This window comes from Rossellomorea arthrocnemi (genome assembly GCF_904424705.1).
GTDB classification, from domain to species: domain Bacteria; phylum Bacillota; class Bacilli; order Bacillales; family Bacillaceae_B; genus Rossellomorea; species Rossellomorea arthrocnemi.
Genome location: NZ_CAJGBF010000015.1, coordinates 53,847 through 66,076, shown reverse-complemented (window position 1 = coordinate 66,076; position 12,230 = coordinate 53,847). Strand labels below are relative to the sequence as shown.

12 protein-coding genes are annotated in these 12,230 nt (G+C 43.4%); all 12 read right to left on the bottom strand.

Going from position 1 to position 12,230, the window contains the following annotated elements; genetic code table 11:
- Nucleotides 1-421: 421 nt before the first annotated feature.
- Nucleotides 422-1,523, bottom strand: a protein-coding gene (gene prfB, locus BAA9072_RS17620) for a peptide chain release factor 2 (RefSeq protein WP_201715997.1) whose coding sequence is annotated in 2 segments (ribosomal slippage) — nucleotides 422-1,450 and nucleotides 1,452-1,523 — 1,101 coding nt in all. Because the reading frame shifts where the segments join, the coding sequence is not laid out codon by codon here.
- Nucleotides 1,524-1,804: 281 nt separating this feature from the next.
- On the bottom strand, nucleotides 1,805-4,315 hold the full coding sequence (secA, locus tag BAA9072_RS17615) for a preprotein translocase subunit SecA (protein ID WP_201715996.1): 2,511 nt from the start codon (nucleotides 4,313-4,315) through the stop codon (nucleotides 1,805-1,807).
- Nucleotides 4,316-4,696: 381 nt separating this feature from the next.
- On the bottom strand, nucleotides 4,697-5,827 hold the full coding sequence (locus BAA9072_RS17610; RefSeq protein WP_201715995.1) for a YecA family protein: 1,131 nt from the start codon (nucleotides 5,825-5,827) through the stop codon (nucleotides 4,697-4,699).
- A gap of 130 nt (nucleotides 5,828-5,957) precedes the next feature.
- A complete protein-coding gene (locus BAA9072_RS17605) occupies nucleotides 5,958-6,794 on the bottom strand; it encodes a DUF1028 domain-containing protein (RefSeq protein ID WP_201715994.1) in 837 nt (278 codons plus the stop codon).
- 14 nt (nucleotides 6,795-6,808) lie between these two features.
- On the bottom strand, nucleotides 6,809-7,918 hold the full coding sequence (locus BAA9072_RS17600) for an aminopeptidase (protein WP_201715993.1): 1,110 nt from the start codon (nucleotides 7,916-7,918) through the stop codon (nucleotides 6,809-6,811).
- Between the two features lie 115 nt (nucleotides 7,919-8,033).
- On the bottom strand, nucleotides 8,034-8,612 hold the full coding sequence (gene hpf, locus BAA9072_RS17595; RefSeq protein ID WP_224944921.1) for a ribosome hibernation-promoting factor, HPF/YfiA family: 579 nt from the start codon (nucleotides 8,610-8,612) through the stop codon (nucleotides 8,034-8,036).
- Nucleotides 8,613-9,077: 465 nt separating this feature from the next.
- Nucleotides 9,078-9,641, bottom strand: a complete 564-nt coding sequence (locus tag BAA9072_RS17590) for an REP-associated tyrosine transposase (protein WP_201715992.1) — start codon at nucleotides 9,639-9,641, stop codon at nucleotides 9,078-9,080.
- A gap of 261 nt (nucleotides 9,642-9,902) precedes the next feature.
- Complete coding sequence (locus BAA9072_RS17585; RefSeq protein ID WP_201715991.1) at nucleotides 9,903-10,658, bottom strand: ABC transporter permease; 756 nt, start codon at nucleotides 10,656-10,658, stop codon at nucleotides 9,903-9,905.
- Between the two features lie 6 nt (nucleotides 10,659-10,664).
- Nucleotides 10,665-10,997 (bottom strand): MmcQ/YjbR family DNA-binding protein, encoded by a 333-nt coding sequence (locus BAA9072_RS17580; protein WP_201715990.1) that lies wholly within the window; start codon nucleotides 10,995-10,997, stop codon nucleotides 10,665-10,667.
- On the bottom strand, nucleotides 10,994-11,464 hold the full coding sequence (locus BAA9072_RS17575; RefSeq protein ID WP_201715989.1) for a hypothetical protein: 471 nt from the start codon (nucleotides 11,462-11,464) through the stop codon (nucleotides 10,994-10,996). Before BAA9072_RS17575 ends, BAA9072_RS17580 begins: the two co-directional genes overlap by 4 nt.
- Before the next feature lie 8 nt (nucleotides 11,465-11,472).
- Entirely contained in the window at nucleotides 11,473-11,820 is a 348-nt protein-coding gene (locus tag BAA9072_RS17570) for a flagellar protein FliT (protein WP_201715988.1), read from the bottom strand.
- A complete protein-coding gene (gene fliS, locus BAA9072_RS17565) occupies nucleotides 11,820-12,224 on the bottom strand; it encodes a flagellar export chaperone FliS (protein WP_201715987.1) in 405 nt (134 codons plus the stop codon). The genes BAA9072_RS17570 and fliS overlap by 1 nt, the downstream gene beginning before the upstream one ends.
- Between the last annotated feature and the right edge of the window lie 6 nt (nucleotides 12,225-12,230).

The following is a 12,230-nucleotide window of genomic DNA, read 5'->3' as shown; positions in this document are numbered from 1 at the left end:
CCTATGTATTAATAGTATGAGTACAAACCCTTCCTTTGATGCAATCCTCCTCAGGGACGGACCTCTAAATCGGGTCATCGCCTTGTGAAGAAGTATACATTTGCATCCAAAAAAGTCAGCACTTCCATTTTCCTAAATCCATGGTGATGAGGATGACAAGGAGATACAACCATTCCTTAAATCCCTCTGCATCAACCTTTGAGAGTATAGCATGGGTACATAGAGGTGTAAATAACAGTTCAATAACGTGTTAAAGCATTAATGGAGTGAGGTTCTCGTAATGGTGCGTACTAGGATGTATTCGAGGGACGGACCTTGAAGAGGAATAAAACAATGAAATAAATATGGTTTTTCAAGGTCCGTCCCTCAAAGGAATTAAAAAACTGACCTCTCCTATTTAGGAAAGGTCAGTTGGGTTGTTTTATTTGATTTTGGATCGCAGGTAGGCGTTGATGAATGGGTCGATGTCTCCGTCCATGACGCCTTGTACGTTTCCGGATTCTGTATTGGTTCTATGGTCTTTAACCATGGAGTATGGATGGAAGACGTAGGAACGGATTTGGCTTCCCCATCCGATTTCCTTTTGCTCCCCACGGATTTCAGCAAGCTCCTGCTCTTGTTCTTCGATCCGTTTTTGGTAGAGCTTCGCTTTCAGCATCTTCATCGCCGATTCACGGTTCTTGATTTGAGAACGTTCCGATTGACACGTTACCACGACATTGGTCGGTAAGTGAGTGATACGGACAGCTGAGTCGGTTGTATTGATGTGCTGTCCACCGGCTCCACTTGCACGGTACGTATCGATTTTCAGGTCTTCCGTACGGATATCGATTTCGATTTCTTCATTGAATTCAGGCATGACTTCACATGAGACAAAGGAAGTGTGACGACGGCCTGAAGAATCGAACGGTGAAATACGGACAAGACGATGTACACCTTTTTCAGCTTTTAAATAACCATATGCATTGTGACCTTTTATCGCTAGCGTTACGCTCTTAATTCCCGCTTCATCGCCAGGAAGATAATCAAGGGTTTCCACTTTGAATCCACGTTTCTCACCCCAACGCGTGTACATACGAAGAAGCATGGAACCCCAATCCTGAGACTCTGTTCCGCCTGCACCGGGATGCAGCTCAAGGATTGCATTGTTTTTATCGTGTTCTTCACTTAGTAGAAGCTGAAGCTCATAGTCATTTAATCGTTTCACCAAGTCACCAAGCTCTTCTTCCAAGTCCTTTTGAAGTTCTTCATCGGGCTCTTCTTTGACAAGTTCCAGGGTCAATTCCAGATTCTCTTGGGATTCAAGCAATGATTTGTATTCATTTACAAGATCTTTCAGACCGTTTCCTTCATTGATTAGCCCTTGCGCCTTTTGTTGGTCATCCCAGAAGTCGGGTTGGACCATGATTTCGTCAAGCTCCTGGATTCTTGCCTCTTTGTTTTCTAAGTCAAAGAGACCCCCTGAAGTCCGCTAATGTCTTAGCTGATTTTTCTAACTCTGCTCTGATTTCTGAAAGTTCCATGTGTGGTCACCTCTATAGTTATTTGGGTTGTTGAGATTATTTTATTGGGATTATACGAAGTAGAGTGGCTGGATTTACTTTAGATCGTAGTGGTTGATTTCCGCTGCAGGTGCTCGCTTTCCGCGGGGCGGGCACCTGCAGCGGAAATCAACAGTGCTTTTAAAAAGCCTGCTCACAAAATTATCCACTATTAATACCCTCTACTTCAGCTACCCATAAAAAACGGAAAAGTACCTGGCGCTTATTTTAACAAAATAAGTGCCAGGTATCATTTCTATTATTTATCCAGTTATGCCGTGGCAGTGTTTGTATTTTTTGCCGCTTCCGCATGGGCATGGGTCGTTGCGTCCAACGTCTGCCTGTTTGCGAACTGGTTGTTTCTTGGCTTTTCCGCCTTCTTCTTTCGGGTTCACCGCTTGGCCTTTGGCTACTTCCTGGCGTTCAAGATTGTTGCGGATTTCAGCTTTCATGACGTATTTCGCCACGTCTTCTTCAATGGCGAGTACCATGCTTTCAAACATGGCGAAACCTTCATGCTGGTATTCGCGCAGTGGATCATTCTGTCCGTATGCACGAAGGTGGATACCCTGACGAAGCTGATCCATGGCATCGATGTGATCGATCCATTTCGTATCAACGGCTCGAAGCAGGATGACTTTTTCAAACTCGCGCATCTGCTCCGGTGTCAGCTGCTCTTCTTTTTCATTATAGCGGTGCTGCACGTCTTCATAGATGAGAGCCATCATTTCATCGGCTTCTTTTCCACGAAGATCGTCAACTGTCACGTCATTTTCCGGAAGAAGATTGGCATTCACATAATCCACGATGCCCTGAAGATTCCAGTTCTCCATCTCTTCTTCCGCCGTATGCGCCGCTACCTGACGTTCGATGGTTGACTTGATCATGCCTTCAACGATCTCACGAAGGTTTTCAGAGTCGATGACTTCATTACGCTGTTTATAGATGATTTCACGCTGTTGACGCAGGACATCATCGTATTGAAGAAGCTGCTTACGAGCATCGAAGTTGTTACCCTCAACGCGTTTTTGAGCTGATTCTACAGCACGGCTGACCATTTTACTTTGGATTGGCTGGGTGTCATCCATTCCAAGTCGTTCCATCATGCTCTTCATATTGTCAGAACCGAATCGGCGCATTAACTCATCTTCCATTGAAAGATAGAACTGAGTCACACCGGGATCTCCCTGACGTCCTGAACGACCACGAAGCTGATTATCGATCCGGCGTGATTCATGACGCTCTGTACCGATAACCGCAAGACCACCACGTTCGATGACACCTTCTCCAAGCTTGATGTCCGTACCACGGCCGGCCATATTAGTGGCGATCGTGACGGCACCAGGCTGACCTGCTTCTAAAATGATTTCCGCTTCACGGCCATGATTTTTCGCATTCAAGACATTGTGGCGTACGCCTTTTTTTGTTAATAGTTGCGAGATAAGCTCAGACGTTTCAACGGCAACCGTACCGACTAGTACAGGCTGTCCATTTTCATTTCGTTCTTTAATATCATTTACTACCGCATTGAATTTCCCTTCAATAGAAGCGTATATCAAATCGGCACGATCATCACGTACGATCGGTTTATTCGTCGGGATGACGATGACATTCATATTGTAAATATTCCGGAACTCTTCTTCTTCCGTCTTCGCTGTACCAGTCATACCGGACAGCTTTTCATACATACGGAAATAGTTCTGGAATGTGATCGTTGCCATGGTCATACTTTCGTTTTGTATTTCAAGGCCTTCTTTGGCTTCAATCGATTGATGAAGACCATCACTGTAACGGCGACCTTTCATCAGACGACCCGTGAAGGAGTCAACGATGACAATTTCGCCTTCCTGTACCACATAATCCACATCACGGTGCATACTAACGTGGGCTTTCAATGCCTGGTTGATATGGTGGTTAAGGGTTACGTGTGAAATATCGAAAAGGTTATCAATATGGAAGGCTCTCTCCACCTTGCTGATCCCTTCCTCTGTTAATTGAACACCCTTCGTTTTTTCATCATAAGTGTAATCTTCTTCTTTTTTCAATGTACGTACCACTGCATTCGCCTGGATATAAAGCTGAGGCGTGCGCTGGGCGTTCCCTGAAATGATCAACGGTGTACGTGCTTCATCAATCAAGATGGAGTCGACCTCATCAATGACGGCAAAATGAAGACTGCGCTGCACCATTTGGTCTTTATACAGAACCATATTGTCCCGAAGGTAATCGAATCCGAATTCGTTATTCGTACCATATGTGATATCCGCCTTATAGGCTTCACGTTTTTCTTCTTTAGACATGGAGTTGAGATTCAGACCGACCGTCAGTCCCAAGAAATTGTACAGCTTGCCCATCTCTTCGGCATCACGGCTTGCCAGATATTCATTCACCGTGATAACGTGAACACCTTTACCTGTGATCGCATTCAAGTACACGGGCATTGTCGCCGTCAGGGTTTTACCTTCCCCGGTTTTCATCTCTGAAATGTTCCCGCCGTGGAGGGAAACACCACCCATCAACTGAACACGGTAAGGATATTGGCCAAGTACACGGCGAGCCGCTTCCCGTACGACAGCAAAGGCTTCTACGAGTATGTCCTCGAGATCCTCACCCTTTTGATACCGTTCCTTGAATCTCTCTGTTCTTTCACGGATTTCATCATCCGTCAAACGCTCCATATCGGGGCCTAATTCTTCTATTTGATCGGCTAATTTCTCAAGCCTCTTTAATTCTCTTTTATTCGCATCGAACACTTTGTTTAATAGACCAAGCATGTATAAACGCTCCTTTATCTGTGTTTATATGAGAGCCAATCGTCAACAGTATAACGAAAGGAAATGAGATTTGGATGAGAAATATATGAAATCCCTGAAAAAAACAGGAAATCACGATCACATCACTCTACTTAAAATTCGCTACAAAAACCAATTATCCTCCCACCAAAACACGATATATTCCCTATCAATCTTACCACTATCCCCTATCGGTTACAACTTAAGGCTTTGAGGGACGGACCTCCCTATTGCAGCCATTTCGAAGATTGAATGCTTTTATATCAAGCTTTCTTATCCTAAGCGGGGTGAATTGGGAGGTCCGTCCCTCAAAAAAAGCCGCCTTTATAAGACGACTTCCATACGGTGTGTATTTAGTTCAGGTTATGCGTTCGTTGCTTTCAGCAGTTCGTGGACGGTTTCCTGGTAGCTTTCCCAGATTTGTTTGCTTCGTCTTGAGATGCTGTTGGCAGAGACATCAAAGTATTCGGCCAGTTCCTTTTGAACGTGGCGGATGCTGATTTCGTCTATGTTTTTCACCATGTCCACCATTGCCCCGGAATAGATTTTCGGATTCCGGATCGTCGGGCGCTCTGTGTAGAAGTATTTTTCCAATACAGCTACGAGTATCTCACTTTCTTTTTTGTCTTCCCCTTTTTCAGAAAGGAACTTTTGAAGTGAGGTGATCGCTTCAATGTATTCCGGTGTCTTCCAGATTTCGACTCCTTCAATTGAATCATCGGATTCTTCAACGGATTCCTGCGTTATATCGTCTTCAGCAGATCCTTTATCTGGTACCGCTTTTTTTCCGGCCTTTTTCTTTTCAGCACTGTAAAGAACAAATCCTACATCCGCGATTTCCAGGTACTGACCGGATAAGTAATCGTGGAGAGTTTCAAACTCCCCCTGTTCATAGCGGATCTTCACTAATTCCATTGCCGCCTTTTCAATGGCAGGATAGATAAAGTATTGAGCAAACGGAAGATACTTCTCCCCATTCGGTAATAGTAACCCGAGAAAGAAGCTGTTATTCTCAAGCTTTCCGAATTTTTCTTTCACAATCAGGGTATCCCCCGTGATTGCTTCCCCGACACGCAATGTATTGTCATCAAGCTTTTCTACCGTTCCAGCTGTCACTCTTACATTCTTCCAAGACTCCAACACTTCGGCAGTCTGGGGACGAGTAACCGCACTCAATTGCTTATCTACAAATCGTTCGATTAAACGAACACCTTCAGCATCCTGTTGAGTTGCTCCGTACCAACTGACAAATGCCATTTCATATATATCAGGGTCCGCCTGCATCAAGTCCATTTTAGACAGATAGTGATGATAGGATTCTTCCATCTCGGCAGACTGGGCCGTAGCGATGAAATCATACAGCTGTGCCTGCAGCACGTCCAGCTCCTGACTCACAAGGGTATCTATATTCACAACATTTTCTTTTTCACAGCATTTCTTATATTTTTTCCCACTGCCACAAGGACATGGTTCATTTCTTCCGACTGTACTCATGTTTGTATTTACCTCCAACTTCTCTGAGTCCCGTACACAAATGTTCATTATATAACATTTCAAGCTAGCATTAAACTGTTTTAAAACAAGAAAAAAGAACCAATCATTTTCTGACTGGTTCTTTTTACAATTATCTTCCTTGATTTTTCATATAATCCAATACATCCAAATCGATATAATTTTCTTCCTGCTCACGCATTTCGAAGTTTTCCGTGTGCAGATAGTCTTTTAAATTATGATAAAGAGATTGCTTTTCTTTCGCATATCCAAGTCGTGTTAGTTCACGTTCTACTTCATCGTGAATATGGCCGTCCAACAATACCACCCTGCCGGCATCCGACTCTTTGAAATACAGCTGATGCAGAAGATAGATTCGCTTCAATTCCTTGATAGGAGAAGCGTGATCATCCACTCTCAGATCAATATAGCGATCGTTGAATCCGCCGTATCCCCCGCTTTCTTTCACAACTAAAAGGGCAGCGGACTGCATTCCCCTGGAATCGCCGCCAGCTTCCTGGCCAGCTTCCAGTGCATTTAGCAACCTTTCAGCCAACGATCCGGTGGTGGACTCAAAGGTATCCGCCATCGCTCTCACGGTTTGACCATCTACTAAAATATTCCCCTGAGCGGCAAAGTGCTTCCCTGTCTGTCCACCAGCCCAGTCATAGCACCCTTCTCCTGTAAAAGTAGCCGCATTTCCACCAGCATCAATCAATCCAACCTGGCGTAACGGACGCTCCGGATCATCCTGTGTGATGATGTCCATTGCCTCTTCCGCCGTCTTGCCTTCCTCCATTAGTTGAAGCGCAAGCGGTCCGTAAGAAGTATTGGCGTAAGACTGAGTCGCCACAGCCCCCACTCCTGCTTTCGCAAACGGAACAACCGATCCAACACCGAGAAATTTCGATTGGACCGCAATCCCCCATTCTTTCTCTTCCGGGTCATAGCCTACAATGGAATACGTCATGGTGATGCCCTCCTTTAGATTAAAGCTTCAGGATTTAATCCTTTTAGCTCTTCTACTACAAATAACCCATCTTTGCGAATTAAAACATCATCGAAGTAAATTTCCCCGCCGCCATATTCGGGACGCTGAATGCATACCATATCCCAATGTACGCTGGAACGATTTCCGTTGTCTGCCTGTTCATAGGCCTGTCCCGGTGTAAAATGAAAGCTTCCGTTAATTTTTTCATCAAATAAAATATCCATCATCGGTTCATTGATCTTCGGATTCACCCCAAGAGCAAACTCACCGATAAAGCGGGCACCTTCATCTGTATCCAGAATATCGTTCAGTTCCTTCGTTTTATCAGCCGTCGCTTTCACAATCTTCCCGTTCTCAAACGTCAAAGAGACATTGTTAAAAGAGAATCCGCGATAAAGTGTCGGTGTATTATACGTAATCGTTCCATTGACACTGTCCTTCACAGGAGCCGTATACACTTCTCCGTCAGGAATATTCCGCTCACCGAAACACATAACAGACGAAATATCTTTGATGGAAAATGTCAGGTCCGTCCCCTCACCGGTGATACGCACCTTGTCGGTTTTATCCATCAACTCTTTAAGGGGCTTCTGGGCTTCTTCCATCTGCTTATAATCAACCGTGCAGACTTCCAATAGATAATCGAAGAACGTGTCATAGCTCATCTTCGCTTTTTGAGCGAGGGAAAAGTTTGGATAGTTTAAAAGAACCCATTTCTTGTTTTGAATAAGATAGTCATTGGACTCTTTCATATGTGGCATGAGGAGCTGCCATTGCTCAGCAGGGACCTCGCTCATCTCTGCGTCGTTTGCCTCACTGGCAATATGGATAAAGGCATCCAAATCCTGATACTGCTGCATATTCCATTTATTTCGAAGTATCATCTGTTCAGGTTTTGCATGTGTAGCCATAATTCGATTTAATTCCAGATCGCCAAATTCAAAATAGGGGATTACCCCCATCTCATATGATTTTTTCAGCAGCTCCTTTATAAGAGGTTGCGTTGAATGCTCCCCCGTTATCATCACCTTTTCCCCTTCCTTCACTTTCAAGGAATGAGTCAAAAGCACTTCCGCCAACTTCTCTAACCGTGAATCTCTCATTTGGTTTCCCCCTCTTCTTTGTCTACCTTCAAACTTCGACAAAAAATGGTAAAATCCTCCTAAGAATGAAAAAATCCTGCAGTCAAAGCGACCGCAGGACCTCTTGGTTATGAAATTAGTTTGTTTCAATCAAGCCGTACTTGCCATCACGACGCTTGTACACAATGTTCGTTGCGTTAGTCTCTGCGTCTGTGAAGATGAAGAATGTGTGACCGAGCATATTCATCTGCAGAATCGCTTCTTCACTGTCCATCGGTTTAAGATTGAACTGCTTCGTTCTCACTACTTCCGTATCATCCTCTTCCTCCAGTTCAATGGCAGCTGCCCCGTTCGGAGAAACGTGATTCAGATCTTCCTGAGCCGCGAAAAACTCTTTAGGACTACCCTTTTCGCGCATTTTTCTGTTCACTCTTGTCTTATGTTTGCGAATTTGACGCTCCAATTTATCTACTATCAGATCAATGGCCGCATACATATCTGTGTTGCGTTCCTCTGCACGTAGCACTAAATGCGGCATTGGAATAGTCACTTCTGTTTTCGTATTTTTATCAGGATACACTTTTAAATTAACATGTACATTTGCATCAGGAGTTTCATTAAAGTAACGGTCTAACTTGCCAATCTTCTTCTCCACGTGTTCGCGAATCGCTGGAGTTACCTCAATGTTCTCGCCTCGAATGTTGTAGTTCAACATGTAAACTCCTCCTTTTAAAAATAAAGCTATGTTTATATATTCTCTATTCCCTTCTTTAATCCTTCTTAAACTTTCTAAATTTTTTGTCAACTTTCATGAATTTTGTTAAGTGGTGTCGAAAAGGTTGAGGTGGAAGGAGTAGAGAATGTTTAAGAGTGAATTGGTGGTTGCTGTGTATTGGGTTCACCTTCACTCTTTGTAGTATAATTATCTCACTTTTTTGTTGGGTTAGAGGGTGGGGATATGGAGTTTTTGTGGAGGTTTTGTGAGGAGTTTGGGGCGCTATTTGGGGTGGAATTGCGAAGGGGTTAGAGACCTTGAAGGTGCCAGGTACTATTAACATGTTTGGTGCCTGGTACCATTATCTTGTTTGGTGCCTGGCACTATTATCTTGTTTGGTGCCAGGTACCATTATCTTGTTTGGTGCCAGGCACTACTCCCCCTTTCTGTGCCTGGCACCTTCTATTATTTAATAAAGCCCCAATCTTTCGTATTCAATTTGGTTTCTACATAAAATTTGTACTTATCATTTGGATGATCACCAAGATTCTTTAGAATTTTGGTAGGATCTGCAAGGGTTTTATAGCCTGATATAATAAATGTTTTATAGCTACTCCAGTAATAATCTTCTGGATTTTTCACATACCTGGACCTCACCGGGTTTAAATGGATATAACTACTGGTATCCATTATCTGCTTCCAGTTTTTAATTAACTTTGCAAAATAGCGGTCTTGGAATACGTGACCAATGTAATCGTACTTTTTATTAAAATATTTTGCATAGTTAGAGTGAACGTAATGGATGATTTGAGAGAGTGGGTCTTCAATCGTTTCAATAATGAGGTGAATATGATTTGGCATGAGGCAATAAGAATGAAGAATAAAGGGGAGTTTCTCATTTGCTTTTTGTAACAGGGTTAAATAGAATTGATAATCTTTTCGATCACGGAATAGATTGTTCTTTCTATTTCCTCGGGCAGTCACATGATACATAGCTCCAGGATACCAAACTCTAGGCTTTCGCGGCATTGAATCTTCCTTTCTTCTTTCAGAATTATAGACAAATAACTACATTCGACATTTAGAAATAAAACCCTCTTTTTGTTACATTGAGAATTTGCCGGATTTATTGGTGGTGCCTGGCACTTTTCTTTTACTTAGTGCCCGGTACTCTCTTCCTCATCTGTGCCTGGCACTTTTCTTTCGGTTGGTGCCTGGCACCCTTCCCCTCATCTGTGCCTGGCACTTTTCTATTGGTCTGTGCCTGGCACCCTATCAACAACAGATCCCCTAAACCTCCACATCCCGCCGGCCAAAACTCCACCAGGCCAATCCACCAAACCCAACCAAATACACCAGAATCACCACAACGGAAAACCAAAATGTCATTCCTTCAAACGGAGGTGTCCCGAAGAAATACTGTTGCAAATCGGTATTGGCAAAAAATAGATATCTCCCCCACTCCAAGCCCCGTTCGTTCATGAGAATCAAAAACGTCCCGGCTGAAAAGGTGAGAAAAATAGTTGAACCAATCGCAAACGAACTGCTTCTCGTCAGGACAGAAAAGGTAAAGGCGATCGAGCAGATTACAATCAATTCTATAAATCTCAGTACATACGCACCTGCCACGATGAAAAAGTTCACGTTGAAGTCAAAGAAGCTATCATAAAACCAGAGTGAACCAAGTATGACCGAAAATAAGAAATGAGCGGCTGTTAAAACCATCGCGATGACTAAAATAGTTATGTATTTGGAAAGTAAAATGTTCACACGGCTAATCGGTCGTATGAGGAGAAGCTTTATAGTGCCCGTAGAGAATTCACTTGACACAATATCCCCAGCGATAATCAGACAGAAAATCTGAATGACGATAAGGAGGTTAGAACTGATCCGCATATATTCCCAGAATGAAAATTGGGCTCCGTCGAAGAGCAGATAGACAAAAAGGGATGCGATGGAATCGATGAGCACGATGATGCCCAGGGAAATCCCCATACGCGGACGGGTAATTTGTTTAATGAGTTCATTGGTGATTAAATTTATCATGTTTTTTCATCCATTTCGTATGTGATCGGCCAGTCTCTTTGGAGCTGCAATCAAAAAGCCCTCACGAATCAATCCTTCAATCGTTTGCCAGCCCACTTTCTCTATCTCAACCAGCACCCAACCATGCCTTCCTATGTATGGTGCTTTGATAAAGCCCGGCTGTTCGAGGAGAATTTCCTGGGTGGCAGGGAGGGTCTTAATCGATAAGGTCTCTCCGATAATGACAAATGGTTTGTCCTTTACGCGGAAAGATATGTGACCGAATCCGTCTACATGTTCATGAACCTCGGGATAAAATAGGCATAGTTTTCGAATTTCATCTATCACACTGGTTTTCATACCTGCTTCCTCCAGCTTTTTTCTATTATTATAGCATGAGAGTATTTGGAAAAAGAAAAAAGCCTCGTAGATTCGAGACTTAGTGTGATTAAATACGGTTTAAGTTGGCTTTCAATCGACGCTTTCCATGTAGAGAAGGCTGGTGATAGTTTTTCCTGTACAATGCTATGTTTAACTTCGTTGTTATCCAGCTGTCCTTCCAGTTTCCACGCCTGATCCGTCACCGAATCAAATCCGGTTAATGCTTTCTGAACGCCTTCCCCATCAAATATTTCTTTCAACAAAGGATTGCTTTCTGAAATCTGACCAATGGCCATGAAGACATCGGAAAGGACCTGGTCCCCCTCTGTTTTGCTGAAATCCGTGAAGCTTGCTTCCACATATTTCAGTGCTTCTTCGATTGTGTCGAGCATTCCGACGTATTGGCTGACCAATTCGTACTGTTTTTCGTCTAATTTTGTTGTCAAAGAATCACCTATTTCTTTTTATCGTAGAACATCCCATCATATTGTAAAGATTCGTATGGGTTGGAGTATTTTTGTACCGACGTTTTTTTCTTAGTCAAGCCGTTCATGTCCCGCTTGATTTGCAGACGCAACTGAGCCAGCTGTCGATCGATTTGCCCGTTCCAGGCAATCATCTGCTTGCCGAGTGCCTGCTCATCCTGCGTATAGGGAGGCTTAATGGTGCAAAGCAGGCTCTGTCTTTTTTCTAAAAGAGATTCCACTTCCTCAATCTTGGATTCCCTGTTTTCATCATTCACGTGTTCCAATGCTTCTTTCAATTGCTTCGTGATCGTATAGCAAAGAAGGACCGAGCTCATTACGCCTGTCCACCTTGACCGGCATGCTGCTTCTGGCGGTTTAGTTGAATGACTTCTTTCCATGTGTCACGGAAGTCTGTGATGAGGCTCTCTACTTCTTCTAAAATCACCGAGTCATTCTTAACATTGGCTTCTGTTAGGCGACGGTTGATGTAGTCGTATAAGGACATGAGGTTTTGTGAGACCTCAAGATCCGTATTCAAGGTAACCATCAGCTCATTCACGATGGCTTGGGTCTTCTGAATATTAGTGTTTTTCAGTTCAATATTTTTTTCTTCAATCGCTTTTTTCGCGATATGAATAAATTTCAGACTTCCGTTATAGAGCATAAGGGTGAGTTCACCTGGTGATGCGGTATTGACCGAGTTGTTCTTGTATGCTGCATACGGGTTGTTGATGGCCATAATGAC

What these genes read in the sequence shown, in the direction of transcription:
- secA (WP_201715996.1), bottom strand. Translation starts at nt 4,315, where the DNA reads ATGCTTGGTCTATTAAACAAAGTGTTCGATGCGAATAAAAGAGAATTA.
- BAA9072_RS17610 (WP_201715995.1), bottom strand. Translation starts at nt 5,827, where the DNA reads ATGAGTACAGTCGGAAGAAATGAACCATGTCCTTGTGGCAGTGGGAAA.
- BAA9072_RS17605 (WP_201715994.1), bottom strand. Translation starts at nt 6,794, where the DNA reads ATGACGTATTCCATTGTAGGCTATGACCCGGAAGAGAAAGAATGGGGG.
- BAA9072_RS17600 (WP_201715993.1), bottom strand. Translation starts at nt 7,918, where the DNA reads ATGAGAGATTCACGGTTAGAGAAGTTGGCGGAAGTGCTTTTGACTCAT.
- hpf (WP_224944921.1), bottom strand. Translation starts at nt 8,612, where the DNA reads ATGTTGAACTACAACATTCGAGGCGAGAACATTGAGGTAACTCCAGCG.
- BAA9072_RS17590 (WP_201715992.1), bottom strand. Translation starts at nt 9,641, where the DNA reads ATGCCGCGAAAGCCTAGAGTTTGGTATCCTGGAGCTATGTATCATGTG.
- BAA9072_RS17585 (WP_201715991.1), bottom strand. Translation starts at nt 10,658, where the DNA reads ATGATAAATTTAATCACCAATGAACTCATTAAACAAATTACCCGTCCG.
- BAA9072_RS17580 (WP_201715990.1), bottom strand. Translation starts at nt 10,997, where the DNA reads ATGAAAACCAGTGTGATAGATGAAATTCGAAAACTATGCCTATTTTAT.
- BAA9072_RS17570 (WP_201715988.1), bottom strand. Translation starts at nt 11,820, where the DNA reads ATGAGCTCGGTCCTTCTTTGCTATACGATCACGAAGCAATTGAAAGAA.
- fliS (WP_201715987.1), bottom strand. Translation starts at nt 12,224, where the DNA reads ATGGCCATCAACAACCCGTATGCAGCATACAAGAACAACTCGGTCAAT.